The following is an 18467-nucleotide window of genomic DNA, read 5'->3' on the forward strand; positions in this document are numbered from 1 at the left end:
CCGCCAAAGAGGGTCAGGACCCCACGTGTCCTGACCACCCACCTGCCCGGCATAAGCTGAGGTGGTGCAGTTTTCACTTTGGCTGGCCCTGGTTGGCGCCGGCACCCTGATCAGTTTCACTCCCGGCGCCGGCGCGATCTTCACCATGAGCAACTCACTCAACTCGGGCTTCCGACGCTCTATCTGGGGCATCCTCGGCCAGCAAGTTGCGCTTGTCATCCACATCCTCATCGTCGCCCTGGGAGTGGGCGTCCTCGTTTCCAATTCACCGGTCATCTTCAACGTCATCCGCTACGCCGGCGCTGCCTACCTTGTGTACCTTGGCATCCGGCAGTTCCTGCACAAGCCTGATCTGGACAAAGAGCAGATCGATGACAAGAAGAACGAGCCCGCACTGTCCATGTTCCAGAGGGGTGTTTGGGTCAATCTGCTCAACCCGAAGGCCATCGTCTTCTTCCTGGCATTCATGCCGCAGTTCATCCGCCCGGACCAGCCGTTGGTGCAACAATATGTGGTGCTGACCGCCACCGTCCTGGCGATCGACATCATGGTCATGTGGTTCTTCTTTGCCTTAGCCGCCCGTTCCTTCCAACGCTTCACCCACGATCAGCGAGGCCAGAAGGTCCTCAACCGGATCTTCGGTTGCCTGTTCGTGCTGGTCGGTATCCTGCTCGCAACCATCCACTAGCCGAGCCAACCCAACGATTTAGCTCCGCTAACCCAGCGACGTTGAACCCCGCACCACCAGTGAGCTCTCCAGCGTCACGTGGGGCTCCACCAAATCCCGGCCTTCCATCAGCCCGCGGAGTTGCTCACCGGCCTTTCGTCCAAGCGGGGTCGCGGGCAGGTGCACGCTCGTAAGGCTGGGACTGCTGGTGGCCGAATATGGGAGGTCATCAAAGCCCGCCACAGCCAGTTCGGCAGGAATCCGTACGCCCGCCACGCGCGCTTCCTGCAGCACGCCATATGCGTGGGTATCGGTACCGCAGACGACGGCGGTAACCCCCTCACGCTGCCACGTGGGCCAAGCGTCGGCGAACGCGGCGGCGGCAGCACCGACGTCGATCGCGGTACTGATGACGTGCCCATCGGCTACCGAAAGCCCGCACGCGGCGGCCTCCTCAAGGAAGGCTTCCCTGCGCAGGTGGAAAGTGGTGGTGCCGGTAATGCCGTCCACGTAGGCGGCGCGGGTATGTCCAGACGCTGCGAGGTGCCGTGCCAACTCACGTGCGCCTTGCGCGACGTCGAGGTTTACGGACGGGGCGTAGGACTCGAGGCCGGGGGCATCAAGGAGCACAAGTGGTCCGGCCGCGGACAGGTCCTGAAGAAACTCAGCACTCGGGGCGCCCACGAGCAGGCCAGCCGGACGAAGTGCCAACAACTTGCGGACATCCTCGGCCTGCGGCGACTCCCCGGCGTCGGTCACCGAGAGCAGCAGTTGGTATTCCGGGCCGAGAGATTCCCGCACTCCGGCGATGACGTTGGCGAAGAAGGGGTTGGACACGTCCGGCGTCACGAGAATAACGATGGAGCTGACTCCGCGAGCCAGCGAACTTCCAATGCTGTCAACCACATAGCCAAGTTCGGCGATCGCGGAGCGGACCCGGGAGATGTTGTCCTCGGAGACCCGTCCTTGCGTCTTGCCGTTGGCCACCAAGGACACAGTGGCGGTTGAAACGCCGGCCCGTGCCGCCACCATGGCAGCGGTCACACGGGGCGCACGGGCGTTCCGTCGGTCCAAGGTATCCATGCATCGATCGTAGCGTCGTTGCAGCCCTCACAAATGCCGCATGGCATCAAGCGCTTGACGCAATCCACGTTAAGCGTTTGACGTAACTCATGATGCAGTGCCAGAATCACCCTGAATGCTTACCGCCCTGCTTCCGGCAAGAACCTGGCAGGCCCCAATGACGTGGAGAGAAAACGTGGACCCTAAACCCATGACAGCACGCAAGAAGATCATTCTTGACTGCGACCCTGGCCATGACGACGCCGTGGCATTGCTTCTGGCCCACGGCAACCCGGACATCGAGCTCCTGGCAGTGACAACCGTGGTGGGAAACCAGACCCTGGAGAAGGTCACACGCAACGCCCTCTCGGTAGCCACCATTGCCGGCATCACAGGCGTCCCGTTCGCCGCCGGCTGCGACCGCCCCCTGGTCCGCACCATCGAAACGGCACCCAGCATCCACGGCGACTCCGGCATGGATGGTCCGGAGCAACCCGAGTCCACCATCGAGCTGGACCCGCGCCACGCCGTCGACCTCATCATCGAAACCGTCATGGCACATGAGCCCGGCACGGTCACCTTGGTCCCCACCGCAGGGCTGACCAACATCGCCATGGCTGCCCGCAAGGAGCCACGCATCGTGGAGCGCGTCAAGGAAGTTGTCCTCATGGGCGGCGGCTACTACGTGGGCAACTGGAGCGCCGTGGCGGAGTTCAACATCATCATCGACCCCGAAGCCGCGCACATTGTGTTCAACGAAAAGTGGCCCGTGGTGATGGTGGGCCTGGACCTCACGCACCAGGCGCTGGCCACCGACGAGGTGGTGGACAGGATCGCGTCCATCGGGACCAAGCCTGCCAAATTCGTGCTTGAACTGATGGAGTTCTTCAAGAAGACCTACAAGGACGCCCAAGGCTTCGATTTCCCGCCGGTCCACGATCCGTGCGCGGTGGCCTACGTCATCGACCCCACCGTGATGACCACGCGCAAGGTCCCGGTGGACATCGAACTGCAGGGCAAGCTCACCCTCGGGATGACGGTGGCCGATTTCCGCGCACCCGCCCCGGAGGACTGCCACACGTCTGTGGCCGTGGATCTGGATCACAAGAAGTTCTGGGATCTTGTCACCGATGCGATCGTCAGGATTGGTGAACCAACGCTCGACGCCGACGCTGAAGCCACCACTGCTGCTGAAACCGCCGGTGTACTCGCAGGAGAGGCCAAGTAATGTCTTCGCTCGCAGAAACCAAGTCCTCCCGCGGCAACATCACCGCGCTCATGGTCGCCCTGCTGGCAGCCTGCGTTGCGTTCCAGCTCAACGCCTCCATGCTCAGCCCGGCCTTGGTCACCATGGGCAACGAGCTCCAGACGGACCAAGCCACCATCGGCCTGTCCCAGACCTGGTTCTTCACCGCCGCAGCCCTGTTCTCCCTCTTCCTCCCCCGCCTTAGCGACATCGTGGGCCGCAAGAAGATCCTTGTGGGCATGATGCTCCTGATGGCGGTCGGTTCGGTCATTGCGGCACTCGCACCCGATGTCACGTGGCTCTTCGTAGGCCGCATCATCCAGGGCGTCAGCGGTCCCACTGTCCCGCTCTGCCTCATCATGCTCCGCTCCGCAGTGAGCAATCCGCGCAAATACGGCACCCTCATGGGCCTGATCACAGCAGTCAACGGTGGCGTTGCCGGCGTCGACTCCTTCGTGGGGGGCTACTTCGCCGAGAACTTCGGATTCCACAGCATTTTCTGGCTCATGGTCGCCTTGGCCCTGGTGGCAACAGTCCTGATTGCCGTCCTGGCGGGCGAGAGCAAGCCTGCTGCCGGAACCACTATGGACTGGCTGGGCGTGTTCTTCATCGTGATTGCGGTAGGCGCCCTCCTGACAGCCTTGAACGAAGGCTCCAAACTAGCCACCGCTTTCGACGCGGGGACGTTAACGCTGGCTATTGGCCTGATCCTGGTTGCCGCCGTCGCGTTCTTCGCCTTCTGGACCGTTGAAAAGCGCGCCAAGCAGCCCATGGTGGAAACCGTGCACCTGCGGCAGCGTTCCACGTGGGCGCCGCTTTTGACCACCACACTGACCATGACCGGCATCTTCGCGGTCATCAATGGGATCGTCCCGGCTTTTGTTCAGGCGGCCGAACCCGGCTTCGGCGTCGGCCCCACCGAGATGTCGCTCATGATCCTCACCCCGTACGCACTGCTGGGTTGGCTCTTCGGCCCGATCAGCGGCAGGCTCGCCCCTGTCCTCGGCTACACGAAGGTCCTTCGCATCGGCCTGCTTGGCAGCCTCGTGGCTTTGGCCATTATCGCGTTCTTCGGCCTCAACAACCTGCCGATGATGATCGTGGGCACAGCCTTGCTGGGCATCATGTACGCCGGTACCGTCAACATCATGCTGAACGGACTGGGCGTAGTCCTCTCGCCCCAAGGCAACCCGGGCTTCCTTCCCGGAATGAACGCTGGCGCTTTCAACCTTGGTGCCGGCCTAAGCTTCCTGGTACTGCCCGCGGTCCTCGTTGCGACGTCCGCACTGGGTGACGCAAAGGCGTCGTACCTCACCGTTGTGGTGGTGGGTCTAGCCATGACCCTTGCCGCCTTCGCCGCCTCGCTACTGATACCCAAACCACTCGACGCAGAGGTTACAGAGGCAGAGCCGGTCGAAGCTGAGATCGCCAAATGAGCACGGATACCAGCGCGCGCACGGCGGGGATCGTCGTCGTCGGCTCCCTGAACGCCGATCTGACCATCTACTGCGACCGCCTTCCCAAGCCCGGCGAGACGGTCCACGGCAATGGTTTCGCCGTAAACCCCGGTGGCAAGAGCGCCAATCAGGCGGTGGCGGCCAGCAAGCTCGGCGCCCAGGTCAGCCTGGTGGGCGCAGTGGGCGATGACGCCAACGGCAGCATGCTCCTGGAGTCCACCGCCGACGCCGGCGTGGACGTCACCCGCGTTCGACGCTCGGACGCCGCGACGGGCGTCGCGGTCATCTCGGTGGATGCCAGCGGCGAGAACAGCATCATCATCTCGGCCGGGGCAAACGGGACGCTAACCCCGGCAGACGTGCGCGCAGCAGCGGACACCATCAACGATGCTGCGGTGGTCTGCCTTTGCCTTGAAGTCGCGATCGATACTGTGATCGCCGCTGCGCAAGCAGGAAACGACGCCGGCGCTACCGTCGTGTTGAACCTCTCGCCTTACGCGGAGGTACCGGAGATTCTGGCCGAGTTGAGCGACGTGCTGCTGGTCAATGCGCACGAGGCCTCACTGTTCCTTGGTGGCGAAGCCGACGTTCCTGACGCCGATGCGGAGGCCGAAGCATGGGAGCCGGTACGGAGCCAGTTTGCCGACAGGGGTTTGCAGCGAGTGCTTGTGACGCTGGGCGCCCACGGGTCTGTTGTATTGGATTCGTTCGCCCGGGGTACCCAGGACCAGATCACCCGTATTGCCCCTACCCGGGTTTCGGCCGTAGACACCACCGGTGCCGGTGATGCTTTCACGGGAGCCGTCGCTGCACGCCTGGCTGCCGGAGAATCACTCGCGGATGCTGCCAGCTTTGCCTCAGTGGCTGCCGCGTTGGCGGCCACGAAGAAGGGCACCCAAGCCGCCTACCCGACGCTTGCCCAGGTAGAGCAGTTGCGGGGCGTTTAGTCCCACCCAGCTAGGGGACAGGACCTGTTCTGCTAAGGCGTCAATGGAGCGGGTGTTGTCCCCTGGTTGGATAAGGCTTGGGTTAGCCAGCCTTGCGCGCCGCGCGCTGGGCTGAGCGCACGGCGGCCTTCCGGCTCAGCACGCCGTGGCCCGCGAACAGCCTCGGGACGACGAAGTACACCGCCGTGGGAACAACGAACGCCGTCAGGACGAGCGCGCGCAGCACAGGGTGCCATGGCTCCATGATCGGCCCGAGCAAGAGCATGCCGATGGAAACCAGGGGGAAGATCGCGATCCATGTGATCAGGGCGCGCATGTGCACGGACGGCGCCTGGGGCCGCGCCTGCGACGGCGCTTCAGGCCGCGCAGAAGCAATGGTCTCCTTGGCAGTCGCCGGCTCGGCAGCGTCGATTTCGGTAGCAGCTTGAGTGGTCATGGCATTCTCCAACCAGATAGTTGCAATTAGCTTGGTTTCACCATAACCGCACTCGACACCAAATACAACTACTTAGTTGGGAAATGGTAATCTGTATTTATGGCATGGGACACAGAACGCACCAAGTCACTGCTGCTCGAGGCGGCGACGTCCGAGTTTTGCACGCGGGGACTTGCCGGAGCCCGCATTGATCGCATCGCCGCAGAGGCGGGCGTCAACAAAGAACGCATCTACCAGTACTTCGGCAACAAGACCGGCCTTTTTGACGCCGTTATCGTCGCCGCTCTCAGCTCCCTCATGGATGAAGTTCCCATCCACGGCGAGGGACCAGAAGCCATGGCCAACTATGCGGGCCGCCTGTTCGATCATCATCAAGAGGACGCCACCGCACCGCGGCTCCTCTTCTGGGAAGGATTGGAACGCGGCACCGAAGTTGTGGGCCTGCCCAAACGGATGGCTAACTGTGCGTCCAAGGTCAACAGCACCATTGCAGCCCTTCCCGGAATATCAAGGGAAGATGCCGGTGATCTCCTCATCACCATCGTGAGTCTTTGCGATAGCGCCCCCGTGCTGCCCGCACTCGATGGACTCATGGCTGGGAACGACCCCGGCCGCCTCCAGAGGCGACGCGCCGCCGTCGTACGTACCGTCTACCTGGCCGCCTCCGCGCTGGCTGCCGAAGCAGCATCTCCCGGGTCATCGGCCACAGAAATTGCGCCTGTTCCAGTGGTCCAGTAGTCACCTTCATTTGCCGCCCCATACACCCTGTGACAGCTTTGACAGGAAAAGTGACTTCGTTGTGAAGTGGCCCCCTAGCCAAGAAGGGGTGCCATCAACCATGCTTGCTGCATGTACTCAACGACGAGCCCATACCGCATCATCACGGTCTGCACTGGAAACATCTGCCGCTCGCCCATGGCAGCGCTCATGCTTACCGAAGCCTTCGAAGCGGAAGGGCTCGGCAAGCTGGTAGTGGTCGACTCAGCAGGCACCACCGGGTACGAGGTGGGGCACCCCATCGATCCCCGGGCGGCCCGCAAACTGACGGCCCACCACATCGCGTCCGAGGACCACGTCGCACGCAAGTGGCGGCGCGAGTGGTTCGCTGAGCGGGATCTCATCCTGGCACTGGACGTCGATCATTTCGGCTGGCTTCAGGAGGGCGCGCCGGATCGCGAATCTCTGGCCAAGGTCCGGATGCTGCGCAGCTTCGATCCCGTGATGGTTGGGCGCAGCTCCCTGGATTTGGGCATCGAGGATCCTTGGTACGGCGGCCACACCGACTTCGAGAACACCTGGACCCTTATCAAAGCCGCTATTCCAGGCATTGTGCGCCACGTGAGCGCTGAAATTGCGGAAGACTCCGGGAGTAGCGCCACCGACTCCCGAGACGGAGCCACCGAGCAGCAGCAGGTAACCTCTATGTCATGACCCCTGCACCCGTGATCATCGCCGTCGACGGGCGGTCCGGCGCGGGCAAGACCACGCTGGCCGTTGAGCTTGCGGCCCGCCTTCGGGAGCACCACAAGGTTTCCCTTTTCCATCTGGAAGATATCTATCCCGGATGGAACGGCCTTGCCACAGGCATCGAAAGGTACGTCGCAACGGTCCTGGCACCCTTGAGCCAAGGCGAGGCAGCAGAGTGGGTCAGTTGGGATTGGGAACGGCATTACGACGGCGCGCTGCGCGTAACGTTGCCAGCCGAAATCGTGATCGTGGAAGGCGTCGGCGCTGCAGCCAACGCCGCGCGCCCCATGCTGGACGCCGTCATCTGGGTCGAAGCCGCCGGTGACGACCGCCGACGCCGGGCTTTGGCTCGTGACGGAAACACCTACGAACCGTACTGGGACACCTGGGCCGCGCAGGAGGATGTTTGGCTCGAAGCTGACCCGGTCATGGGCGCAGCAGACATCCGCGTCCAGAACCTCGCGGATGGCAACGCTCCGGATGACGTCCTGCAGGCTATGCGGTACCTGCCGTCACTGGCAGCGATCCTCTCGCCGGAACTCAGCGCGCGTCGCGGCCTGCAGCTCCGGTCCGAAAAGATCAGCGCCGCTCCTGACGCCGAGACCCTCTTTCAGGACCTCTACGGTTCCTCGACCAATGCTGTTTGGCTCGATTCCTCCAACGCATCCGTGGTTTCAGGGACGTCCCAGGCCGCTGCCCGCAGCCGCTTCAGCATCCTGGCGGACGACGGCGGCACGTTCGGACAGTCCGTCCAGCACCGTCAAGGAACCACCCAAGTAACGGCCGGAACAGCCACCGTGGAAACCGCCGGACCCTTCTTCCGCTGGCTCGATTCCGTATGGGGACGCCGGGCCGTGCGGGCCCCCCGCGGCTACGACGGCCAGTTCACGCTCGGTTGGTTGGGCTACCTGGGCTACGAGCTCAAGCGGGAAACCGGGGGGAACGACGTCGACGCCGGGACTCCCGACGCCGCACTGCTCTTCGCTGGACGGGCCGTGGTACTGGATCATCGCGAGCAAACAGTGTGGCTGCTCGCCTTGGACGCGCCCGACGCCGATGAGTGGTTGCGCGAGGCTCGAACCGCCGTCGGGGCTGCTTCAGCCGCCCCTGCTTCCGCCGTCGAGCCTGTTTCCGAGGCGGCTCCGGAATTCACTTGCCGTGACAGCGCGACGGACTATAAGCGCAAAATCGCCGACGCCCAGCATGAAATCAGCGAAGGCAACTCGTACGAAGTTTGCCTGACCACCATGCTTGAAGCCCCTGCCAGCGGGCTTGACCCGTGGCAGAGCTACCTGGCGTTGCGCCGCCGCAATCCGGCACCATTTGCCAGTTACCTTCGGTTCGGCGAGCTGGTTGTCGCGAGCACTTCTCCCGAGCGCTTCCTGCGGATTCTCTCCGACGGCGGCATGCGGGCCGAGCCGATCAAGGGGACGCGTGGGCGTTCCGCTGATCCCACGGAGGACGCCGAACTGCGCCGTGACCTGGAAACATCGCTGAAGGACCGCGCGGAAAACATCATGATCGTGGACTTGCTGCGCAATGATCTGAGCCATTTCGCCATTCCGGGCTCGGTGACGGTCAGCAGGCTATGCGCGATCGAAAGCTACGCCACGGTGCATCAAATGGTGAGCACAGTGGATGCGCACCTTCGTCCGGGCGCTCCGCGTGCAGAGGCCTTGGCTGCCGCTTTCCCCGCTGGTTCAATGACCGGGGCGCCGAAGATCAGCACCATGGACATTCTTGACCAGCTTGAGGCGGGTCCCCGAGGTATCTATTCAGGAGCAATCGGCTACTTCTCGCTGAATGCTGCCACGGACCTTGCGGTGGTGATCCGTACCCTCGTGGTGAATCCCGACGGCGACGGCGGGCGAACGCTCAGTCTTGGGGTCGGAGGGGCAATCACCGCCGATTCGGTGGCCGACGACGAGTACGAAGAGATCCGGACCAAGGCCTTTGGCGTGTTGTCGACGCTCGGGGCTGACTTCCCCGGCTGAGTCTGTGTACCGCCAGCGGCCCTCGCTTTGAGGGCCGCCCATGTTAGGCAAACTACTGGAGCGTCGCGGTCAATCTCGCGACGTTATCCACATACTTGGCCAACGGGGGTCTGTCCATCCAGTCGTCCAACGTAAGCTCACGGGATACCTCGCGGTACGTGGACTCCACGGCTCGCATGAGGTTCACGGTTTCGGCGCCCAGGAGCATCACCGAGACCTCCATGTTCAGGGAGAAGGAGCGCATGTCCATATTGCTGGAACCAAGAACCGCAACCTCGTCGTCGATCGTGAAGTGCTTGGCATGGAGCACGTACGGCGCGCGGTACAGGTAGATGCGGACACCTGCCCCGAGGAGTGCTTCGTAGTAGGAGCGTTGGGCGTGGTGGACCAGGAATTGGTCACCCTTCTCGGAGACGAAGAGTTCCACATCCACTCCCCGCTGGGCAGCAGTGGTGATCGCATAGAGCAGGGAGTCATCAGGCACGAAGTACGGGCTGCAAATGGAGATCCTGTGCTGCGCCGAGTAGATCAAGGTATTGAACAAGCGCAGGTTGTTCTCCGTGGCGAACCCCGGGCCACTCGGGACCACCTGGGCCGTGACGTGTCCCGGGGAGGGCTGGGAGGGAAGACGAAGCTGGCTTTCGAGTGACTCGTCGGTTTCGCTGAGCCAGTCCGTGGCGAAAACCACGTTCAGGGTGGCCACAATGGGACCCTCGAGCCGGGCCATGAGCTCAACCCATTGACGGCCCGCACGGCGATGCTTCGGGTTGTTGTAGGACGGCTCGATCAGATTCTGCGAACCCGTGAACGCCAACGTCCCATCGATAACCAGGATCTTGCGGTGGTTCCGGAGATCCGGGCGGCGCCATTGGCCGTGGATAGGCAACAGCGGCAACATTCGCTTCCACTGGATCTGGCCTGCCTTGAGCCGGCGGACCAGCCGACGGTAGCCCTTGATGCGCAGCGTTCCAATGTGGTCGAAGAGCAATCTGACGGTGACTCCGCGCTCGGCAGCCTTCTCGAGTTCGGTGAGCAACTCGTCCGTCACGAAGTCGCTGCTCATGATGTAGAACTCCGCGTTGACGTAGTCCGTGGCGCCGCGGACCGCCTCGGCCATGGCTTTGATGGACTCCTTGTAGCCAGGAATGAGCTCCACCTTGTTGCCGTCGACCATGGGCAGCGAGCCAAGGCGGTGGTTCAGCTCACCCGCTGACTTCACCCACTCCGGGCCGGGATAAGTGCTCACGGGATCGGCCAGGTCAGAGGTGACGGCGCGAACGCGATGATTAACTTGTTCCTGCTGCTCACGCCGCCGCTTGGACAAGCGGAAATTGCCAAAAAGCAGGAAGAGCACGAATCCAACGGTCGGGACGAGGAAAACAGCCAGAAGCCACGCCATGGCCGTAGTGGGGCGACGGTTGCCAGGGATGATGCCCAGCAGCACGATGCGCATGATGACTTCCGCAATGACCCAAGCACCCAGGAGCCAGGTCCATTCCGCGCCTATCGGAAAAGGAAAAAGCACTCCACAACCCCCACGGTTCAAGAACTAACGGTCACCACAGCCTATCCGCCCGCCCGTTTGGAGGGCCGCACTAAGCTGGGAACATGACTTCTCCCGCCCCCACGGTCCTCGTTTTCCTGGATCCGGCCTTCGAAAACGGCCGCATTGCCGATTCCAGCCAGCCCCAACTCATGGCCACTGACCTCGGTGCCACCCGTGGGGATGGCGTGTTCGAGTCCCTCTTGGCGGTCCAGGGCAGGGCCCGAAAAGTACAGGCGCACCTGAACCGGCTGGGCACTTCCGCAGCGGCCTTGGATTTGGCGATCCCGGAGCAGGATGTTTGGCGAAAAGCAATCGACACCGCCATCGCGGAGTTCCGCACAGTCCACCCGGCGCCAACGCCCGAGGAGGACGAAGTCGTGGTGAAGCTGATCGTGACCCGTGGCATTGAAGGTGCGGCGAGCCCCACATGCTGGGTACAGGCCTCGCCCTCACCCGCGGGCAGCCGCCGGCAGCGCGAGACGGGCATCGACGTCGTGCTTCTGGACCGCGGTTTTGACACCGAAGCAGGCGAGCGTGCGCCGTGGCTGCTGTTGGGAGCCAAGACACTGTCTTATGCCGTCAACATGGCGGCGTTGCGCTACGCGCACAAGCAGGGTGCCGATGACGCCATCTTCACCTCAACAGATGGCCGTGTCCTTGAAGGGCCGACGTCCACTGTCTTGCTCGCCCACCTTGACACAGTCGACGACGGCGACGGTTCCGTTAGGACGGTTCGCCGGCTCATCACGCCGCAGCACGATAGCGGGATCCTTCCGGGCACGTCGCAGGGCGCGCTCTTCGCCGCCGCGAAGGCTGCAGGGTGGGAGCTCGGATACGGGCCGCTGGTGCCGCAGGACCTGTTCGACGCAGACGCCGTTTGGCTCATTTCGAGCATCCGCTTGATCGCGCCCGTGAACCACATTAACGGCCACGAGATCGGTACTCCCGCTGTCCGGAAGCAGCTCACCGAAGAACTGAATGAGTTGTTCGCCGGGATCGAGTAATTCCGGCCGGTCAGACTGAGGCCTACTCTGCTCCGCTTGGAACTTAGCAGATGACAAGTAGAGTAATTGCTCGCATGACTCATCGATAAGGAATTCTTGGCCTCAGCATCGAGCTCCCTAGGGGTTCAATCGTGTTCCTTATCCTCCTTGCACTGGGTGTTCGTCATGTGATGAATCTTGTTCTCGTGTTAGTTGGATCACGTCCATCTGATGCCACTTCAAACTTTGCTGGCTAACTTCCCGGAGGGAATATGGGACACAGCTCCCCCACAACAGCCGAGGCATCGGCACCCGAGGTACAGTCCCAGACTGGCACCTCGCAGACAGGACTTCGCCGGTCCATGGAGGCCCGGCACCTGGTGATGATTGCCATGGGCGGCGTCATCGGCTCAGGCCTGTTCGTCAGCTCGGGCTACACCATTGCCACCGCGGGCCCCTTGGGCGCCGTTCTCGCGTTCCTTATCGGGGCCGTGGTGGTCTATCTGGTGATGGCATGCCTCGGGGAACTCGCCGTTGCGTTCCCCGTTTCAGGTGCCTTCCACATCTATGCTGCCCGGACTATCGGACCTGCCACCGGCTTCGCCACGGCCTGGCTCTACTGGCTTTGCTGGGCGGTGGCGTTGGGTTCGGAATTCACTGCCGCCGGCCTGCTCATGCAACGCTGGTTCCCTGGCGTCGACGTCTGGATCTGGTGCTTCATCTTCGCCAGCGTCCTGTTCACACTGAATGCCATCTCATCGCGCGTCTTCGGTGAATCAGAGTTCTGGTTCGCGCTCATCAAGGTTGCCGCCGTCGTCGGCCTGATTATCCTGGGCGGCGCCGCATTGATGGGCTTCCACCCGCTCGCCGCAGGCGAATACCCGTCGCTCACCAGCAACTTCAGCACACCCGAAGGGCTGTTCCCCAACGGTTTCACTGGTGTCTTCGTCACCTGTCTGGCAGTCTTCTACGCCTTCTCAGGCTCCGAGCTGATCGGTGTCGCTGCCGGCGAAACATCCAATCCCGGCGCCAACATCCCCAAGGCCATGAGGACCACGGTCATCCGTCTCATGATCTTCTTCGTCGGCGCGATTACCGTCATCGCGGCCACCATCCCCTATGAGAAGGTCAGCGTGGACGAGAGCCCGTTCGTCACGGTCTTCTCGATGCTCGGCATTCCGTTCGCTGCGGACATCATGAACTTCGTGATCATCACCGCCCTCTTGTCGGCTGGAAACTGCGGACTCTTCTCCTGCGCCCGCATGCTCTTCTCGCTGGCCGACGAAGGACACGCACCCAAGGCGTTCAGGAAGCTGACCAAGCGGGGGATCCCGATGATTGCCCTGTGCGTCAGCATGCTCGGCGGCCTCGCTTCGCTGATCAGCAGCATCGTGGCACCGGCAACCGTGTACCTGGTGCTCGTCTCGATCGCCGGCTTCGCAACCGTGGGCGTGTGGATGTCCATTGTGGCCTCGCACTTCGTGTACAGGCGCACGTTTATCAAGAACGGCGGCGACCTCAGCACGCTCCCGTACAAGGCGCCGCTCTTCCCGCTGGTTCCGATCCTTGCGTTCGCGCTGTGCGTTGTGTCCTTGATCGGCATAGCGTTCGACCCCAACCAGGTAGCGGCGCTGCTGTTCGGCGTTCCGTTTGTGGGGGCGTGCTACGCGTTCTTCTACTTCAAGTACGGACGACGGTCCAAGATTGCCGTGGCTTCCTGACCTTCTTTGCCTACAGATCAGCCCCTGTGCAACCATTTCGGGTTGCCCAGGGGCTGATGTTGTTTGAAAGTAGGTCAGGACCCCACACGGCCCACCCAAATTCACGACGGCGGCACTCACCCCGGCGTCCAGCGGCCGTGGCTTCCTGACCCTCTTTGGCGACAAATCAGCCCCTGCGCAACCATTTCGGGTTGCCCGGGGGCTGATGTCGTTGGAAAGCAGGTCAGGACCCCACACGGCCCACCCAAATTTACGACTTCGGCTTGACCGTCCTGACAGGGTGCTCGCTCAGGATGGACAGCCGGTTGAAGGCGTTGATCCCAATCGCGGCCATGCAGAGGACACTGATTTGCTCGTCGTTGTAGTGTTCCCGGGCCCGCTCGAAGAGTTCGGGGCTCGGCCGTGACGTGCTCATCCGGGTGATCTGCTCAGTGATTTCCATGGCCACGCGCTCAGCCGGCTCAAACAGCGTCACTTCCTTGTAGACAGCTACCAAGGACAGGCGCTGTTCCGTTTCGCCGTACCCCAAGGCGCGGCGATGGTGGAGGTCCAGGCAGAATGCGCAACCGTTGATCTGCGACGCAAGGTAGTTCAGAAGTTCGATGGTCCGTCGCGGTACACCTGTGCGGTCGGCTTCCCCAACCACCTGTTGGGCATAGTGGCTCAGTGTTGCGTAGAGCTCGGGCTGCTGCTTATCCAGATAACCGGCGAGACGTGCTTTTGTTTCCTGTTCAGGCATGCTTGGAGCCTAGCGCAGGGCATCAGGCCAAACACGGCGGGACGTGAGAGAGGGACCCTCAAAACACCGCGGGACGTGAGAGAGGGACCACCAAAACGCCGCAGGATGTGAGAGAGGGACCACCAAAACACCGCAGGATGTGAGAGAGGATCCTATTCGGTGGCGTCGAGCGCCAGGTGGATACCGTTCTCTGCCAGCCACACCGGGTTGAAAGCCTTGCTCAGATAGTTCGTTCCGGCGTCGGGCGCTATGGCCACCACCACCGAACCGTGGGGTGCGGCCCGGGCTACCCGCAGGGCAGCGGCCACAGCGAGCCCGGATGATGGACCCAGCGCAAGCCCTTCTTCGTCGAGGAGCCGATGCACCGTGGAGTAGACCTCGTCGTTGGGGATGCGCAGGAAACGGTCAACAATGGAGCGGTCAAAGGCCTTGGGCCATTCAGCCTGGGGCCAGGAGTTACCCACCCCGTCCACCAGGATCTCCCCGGGGTGTCCACCGCTGTAGGCGGAGCCGTAGGGGTCGGCACCCACAACTTCAAGGTGCCCGCCCGGCCGCGATGCTGCAACTTTCTCTTTCAGGAACCGGCCATTGCCGCTGATGGTCCCGCCGGTTCCGATCCCGGCCACGAAATGCGTCACAAGGCCGTGGGTCTGCTCCCAGATCTCCGGTCCGGTGGTTTGGTAGTGCGCCGCGGGATTGGCAGGGTTGTCGAACTGCATGGGCCGCCAAGCACCCGGCGTCTCCGCGGTGATTCGCGCTGCCACAGCTCGGGCGTTCTCCGGCGATTCCGAGGGCGCGCTCCAGTCCGTCAGGACCACGCGCGCACCATAGCTGTGGAGTGCGGCGAGCTTCTCCTGGGAGATGGTGTCGCCGGTAACCACCACGACGGGATGCCCAGTCAGCCGGCCAATGAGTGCCAGCCCGATCCCGGTGTTGCCGGATGTGCTCTCCACAATGGTTGCGCCCGGCTGCAACTCCCCTGAGCGCTCGGCCGCCCGGACCATGCTCAGCGCTGTGCGGTCCTTGATGGATCCGCCGGGGTTCTCGGACTCAAGCTTGATGTGGATGGTGCTGCGCAATCCACGGCCCAGGGCCTCCAATTTCACCAGCGGAGTGTTGCCCACTTTGTCCAGGACGGAGGCATCCAGGCCGTCCGGCAGCCCTGCCGCCGAGTGTGCGCCATGTTTGCGGATTGCAGTACTCATATGGTCCCTTCCCTTTCCGCCATAGGCGGCAATTCCAGCGCCACCACATCACGCAATTCCTCTCGCGCACGCTCCACGAGGTCCGGAGCCGACGGCCGATCCGCCAGCACATCAGCCAGCCGGCCCACGACGGTGCCAGTCCCCTTCCCGAGCGGCTGTGCGGCTCCCGCTTCGAGCAGCAGATACGACGCCGTCAGAGCCTCGATAGCAAGCAATTTCTCCAAAGCCCCCAAGGACTTTTCGAGTTGCTGCAACGCCAGCGGCGCCAAAGTGGAGTGGTCCTCGACGTCGGCCGAGAGGGTGGGTGCCCCGAGCGTCGCCGGCGCTGCCAGGAACTTCAGTTCGGACAGCAGTCCCGCTGCCGAGTACCAAAGCAGCCCGGGCAACTCCTCCTGCACAAGGGCTGCGGCCGGTCCGGATTCAGAAACGGCATTCGACGACGAAGCCTCCAGGTGCCCGGCGGCAGCCTCCAGATGCCTGGCCCGGATCACCCGTTGCGGCGGATACAGCTTGGCGATGCGCCGCTCGCTGGAAATCCCCACGTGCGCCAACGCAAGCCGCATGCCCTCAAAGCAAAGAGCCAGCTGCATCGGTTGGAAGTTCCCGCCGGACACCATTTGCCCGGTTTCAATGTCAACTAAAGGGTTGTCGCCACGTCCGTTGAGCTCCACGTTCAACGCAGCGCCGAGCTGTGAAACCAGGGAACGAAAAGCGCCATGCGTCTGGGGCGCAGCACGGAATGACAAAGCATCCTGCACCGAGACCTCGGGACGAACGTCCTCCAACCAGCCGCCGCGCAAAAGGTAACGAACCGCGGCGGCCGAGTCCTTCTGCCCGTCCACCGCCTTGCCCGCTTGGATAGTCGGCGAAAACGGGCTGAGGTTCCCGCCGCCGTCGTACTTTGCGATGGCCTCAAGCGAGAGGGACAGCGCGACGTCGGCGAGTTCCGCCAGCTGCTGCAGGCGCACCAAGGCGAGGGTGCCGGCGCCTACGGAGTACGCGTTGGCGCTGACCACTGCAAGGGCCTCACCGGGAGCTAGTCGCAGCGGCTGAAGTCCGGCGTCGGCGAGCGCTTTCGCCCCGGGTACCAGGGTGCCGTCCCCATCGATCGCTTCACCTTCACCGATGGCGACGGCGGCGACGGCGGCGAGCTGGGTGAGGTCCGATGAGCCGACTGAGCCTTCGCGGGGGATGGCGGGAAGAACTCCACGGTTGAGTAGTTCCGCATAGAACTGGGCGGTCTCCGGGCGTACACCAGAGCCGCCGCGGCTGAAGCCGATGAGCCGGGAGAGGATCACGGCGCGGGCGGAGGGTCGGTCCAGATAGTCGCCCACGCCACTGTTGTGATACCTGACTACTTGGATTTGATAGGCAAGGACCGACCTCTCCTCCACAGCCGTATCGCGTCCGGATCCGAGGAGGGTGTTGAGGCCGTAGACTCTCTGACCTGAGGTCGCAGCACGCTCCAGCACTTCGCGTGAGCGGCCGATCAAAGACAACGCATCGTGGTTGAGTTTCACGTGAAACGCCGGATTCAAGGCAGCCTGCGCCACGCTTGCAGGGTCCACGGGCGATGTGCCGATCACCAGGGTCCTGGGTTCGGAGGACATCGTCAGAAGTCCAGAAGATTCTGGCGGAAGCCACCGTCGCCGTAACTCTTCCTCAGCAGGCCACGGCGTCGCAGTTCGGGGGTGAGCTTGTCCAACACGCCGTGCACAGTCACGGGGTCTACGAAGCCGGAGAAGAGGAAGCCGTCGCCGCCCACGGCCTCGCCGGTTTCTTGAAGATAGTCCGCGATCTCGGTAACCGTGCCGATAATCGAATCGCCGGCACCACCGCTTCGTGCCTGCAGGATCTGGCGCAGGGTAGACCCCGGAGGCGCTGCCTTGGCGAAGTGCTCCAACGTGCCTTGGTTGCTGTTGGTGCTCAATTCAGGCAACGGCGCATCGAGGTCGAACTGCTTGAAGTCGATCACTGACAGATAGGAGATCGAGTTGAGCTGGCTGTCGATATCACGCTGGGTAAGCTCACGGCGCTGCGCACGCAACTCCTCGGCCTCCGCTGTTGAACCAACCACGGTGGGCTTCAACACGAAAAGGACCTTAACGTCGTCGGGGTTCCTGCCCGCCTTCGCAGCCTCGGCACGGATGGAATCCCGGTAAGCCTTCATGCCGTCAACGCCACGCGCCAAGGCGATCGCCACATCTGCATGCCCACCCGCGAACGCTTTGCCCCGAGGAGAAGCACCGGCCTGCACCAGTACGGGCTCCTCCGGCAGAGGCGCCGTGTTTAGTGGACCCCTGACCTTGAAGAAGTCGCCTTGGTGGTTAATCGGATGCACTTTGGTGTGGTCGGCGAACACGCCCGCCTCAACGTCCTCGAGCACAGCGTCGGGTTCCCAGCTGCGCCAAAGCTGCCGGACGACGTCGACGAATTCTTCCGCCTTCTCATACCGAAGGTCGTGTTCAATCTGCTGATCCAAACCGTAATTCTGTGCTGCGAGGTCACTGCCGGAGGTGACAACGTTCCAGCCGAGCTGCCCCTCGGAGAAGTGCTGCAGCGTGGCCAAGAGCCGGGCGGCTGTGAAAGGCGGGTAGAACGATGCGCTGACCGTCGGCACAATTCCAAGGTGCTTGGTGGCGGAAAGAAGGTACGGCACCAGGGCCAATGGATCATGCTTGGGCGCAAACGAGGCGTGTGCCAGCGAGACCTCGGCGGAGCCGCCATAAGTATCAGGAACAGTGAGAGAGTCCTCGATAATAAAAAGATCAAGGCCGGATTGCTCGAACGCGCGCACGGCGTCTTGATACAGGGCAGGTTTCTTCCAGTCGTAACCCAGGCTGTAGCCGGGAGTTCCCCATCCCTGGACACCGAAACCGTGCCCCACGAACCATCCGAAATGCAGCATGGGCTTGAGTGTAGAACTGCCTTGTCCGTTCACCGCGACCTGATTTCTTGCGAAGTTACAGGGGGTCGTACTGCGTCAATTATGCTCCT

16 protein-coding genes are annotated in these 18467 nt (G+C 62.8%); 9 read left to right on the plus strand and 7 right to left on the minus strand.

Translation table 11 applies throughout. The features are described from left to right. Positions 1-64: 64 nt before the first annotated feature. Positions 65-688, plus strand: coding sequence for a LysE family transporter (locus tag KSW38_RS20410; RefSeq protein ID WP_216926773.1), 624 nt, complete (start codon positions 65-67; stop codon positions 686-688). 27 nt (positions 689-715) lie between these two features. Here KSW38_RS20410 and KSW38_RS20415 read toward each other — a convergent pair whose 3' ends face one another. Then, positions 716-1750, minus strand: a complete 1035-nt coding sequence (locus tag KSW38_RS20415; protein WP_216926774.1) for a LacI family DNA-binding transcriptional regulator — start codon at positions 1748-1750, stop codon at positions 716-718. A 190-nt stretch (positions 1751-1940) separates the two neighbouring features. On the opposite strand from KSW38_RS20415, the gene uriH reads away from it, so the two are divergent. The 3 genes from uriH to KSW38_RS20430 are packed head-to-tail and all read left to right on the plus strand — an operon-like array spanning position 1941 to position 5379. Then, positions 1941-2957 carry a uridine-preferring nucleoside hydrolase UriH gene (gene uriH / locus KSW38_RS20420; protein ID WP_254186748.1) on the plus strand — a complete coding sequence of 339 codons (1017 nt, stop codon included), beginning with the start codon at positions 1941-1943 and terminating at the stop codon, positions 2955-2957. Beyond that, on the plus strand, positions 2957-4411 hold the full coding sequence (gene uriT, locus KSW38_RS20425) for a uridine transporter UriT (RefSeq protein WP_216926776.1): 1455 nt from the start codon (positions 2957-2959) through the stop codon (positions 4409-4411). Before uriH ends, uriT begins: the two co-directional genes overlap by 1 nt. Next, positions 4408-5379, plus strand: a complete 972-nt coding sequence (locus tag KSW38_RS20430; RefSeq protein WP_216926777.1) for a ribokinase — start codon at positions 4408-4410, stop codon at positions 5377-5379. The genes uriT and KSW38_RS20430 overlap by 4 nt, the downstream gene beginning before the upstream one ends. A gap of 82 nt (positions 5380-5461) precedes the next feature. On the opposite strand, the gene KSW38_RS20435 is transcribed toward KSW38_RS20430, so the two are convergent. Further along, positions 5462-5815: a putative antibiotic biosynthesis monooxygenase gene (locus tag KSW38_RS20435; protein WP_254186749.1), complete on the minus strand. Its 354-nt coding sequence runs from the start codon at positions 5813-5815 to the stop codon at positions 5462-5464. Positions 5816-5914: 99 nt separating this feature from the next. Here KSW38_RS20435 and KSW38_RS20440 point away from each other — a divergent pair, with 99 nt between their 5' ends. From KSW38_RS20440 to pabB, 3 genes are all read left to right on the plus strand, one after another. Next, complete coding sequence (locus KSW38_RS20440; RefSeq protein WP_216926778.1) at positions 5915-6553, plus strand: TetR/AcrR family transcriptional regulator; 639 nt, start codon at positions 5915-5917, stop codon at positions 6551-6553. 111 nt (positions 6554-6664) lie between these two features. Next, entirely contained in the window at positions 6665-7246 is a 582-nt protein-coding gene (locus KSW38_RS20445; protein ID WP_216926779.1) for a low molecular weight protein-tyrosine-phosphatase, read from the plus strand. Beyond that, entirely contained in the window at positions 7243-9276 is a 2034-nt protein-coding gene (gene pabB / locus KSW38_RS20450; RefSeq protein WP_216926780.1) for an aminodeoxychorismate synthase component I, read from the plus strand. The genes KSW38_RS20445 and pabB overlap by 4 nt, the downstream gene beginning before the upstream one ends. Before the next feature lie 52 nt (positions 9277-9328). Here the strand turns inward: pabB and cls are convergent, their stop codons facing one another. Next, entirely contained in the window at positions 9329-10801 is a 1473-nt protein-coding gene (cls, locus tag KSW38_RS20455; protein ID WP_216926781.1) for a cardiolipin synthase, read from the minus strand. An 83-nt stretch (positions 10802-10884) separates the two neighbouring features. Between cls and KSW38_RS20460 the strand changes: the two genes are divergently transcribed. Continuing rightward, the gene (locus KSW38_RS20460) at positions 10885-11826 is read left to right on the plus strand and encodes an aminodeoxychorismate lyase (protein ID WP_216926782.1); all 942 of its coding nucleotides are present in this window, start codon (positions 10885-10887) and stop codon (positions 11824-11826) included. 251 nt (positions 11827-12077) lie between these two features. Next, entirely contained in the window at positions 12078-13526 is a 1449-nt protein-coding gene (locus KSW38_RS20465; RefSeq protein ID WP_216926783.1) for an amino acid permease, read from the plus strand. A 250-nt stretch (positions 13527-13776) separates the two neighbouring features. On the opposite strand, the gene KSW38_RS20470 is transcribed toward KSW38_RS20465, so the two are convergent. The 4 genes from KSW38_RS20470 to KSW38_RS20485 all read right to left on the minus strand — a co-directional run bounded on the left by KSW38_RS20470 (position 13777) and on the right by KSW38_RS20485 (position 18411). Then, a complete protein-coding gene (locus KSW38_RS20470) occupies positions 13777-14265 on the minus strand; it encodes a carboxymuconolactone decarboxylase family protein (RefSeq protein WP_216926784.1) in 489 nt (162 codons plus the stop codon). A 152-nt stretch (positions 14266-14417) separates the two neighbouring features. Beyond that, positions 14418-15470, minus strand: coding sequence for a PLP-dependent cysteine synthase family protein (locus KSW38_RS20475; RefSeq protein WP_216926785.1), 1053 nt, complete (start codon positions 15468-15470; stop codon positions 14418-14420). Next, positions 15467-17080 carry an aromatic amino acid ammonia-lyase gene (locus tag KSW38_RS20480; protein WP_216926786.1) on the minus strand — a complete coding sequence of 538 codons (1614 nt, stop codon included), beginning with the start codon at positions 17078-17080 and terminating at the stop codon, positions 15467-15469. Before KSW38_RS20480 ends, KSW38_RS20475 begins: the two co-directional genes overlap by 4 nt. Positions 17081-17082: 2 nt before the next feature. After that, positions 17083-18411 carry an NtaA/DmoA family FMN-dependent monooxygenase gene (locus tag KSW38_RS20485; protein WP_216926787.1) on the minus strand — a complete coding sequence of 443 codons (1329 nt, stop codon included), beginning with the start codon at positions 18409-18411 and terminating at the stop codon, positions 17083-17085. Positions 18412-18467: the final 56 nt, after the last annotated feature.

The sequence above is a fragment of the Paenarthrobacter aromaticivorans genome (assembly GCF_019038615.1).
In the GTDB taxonomy this organism is placed as follows: Bacteria; Actinomycetota; Actinomycetes; order Actinomycetales; family Micrococcaceae; genus Arthrobacter; species Arthrobacter aromaticivorans.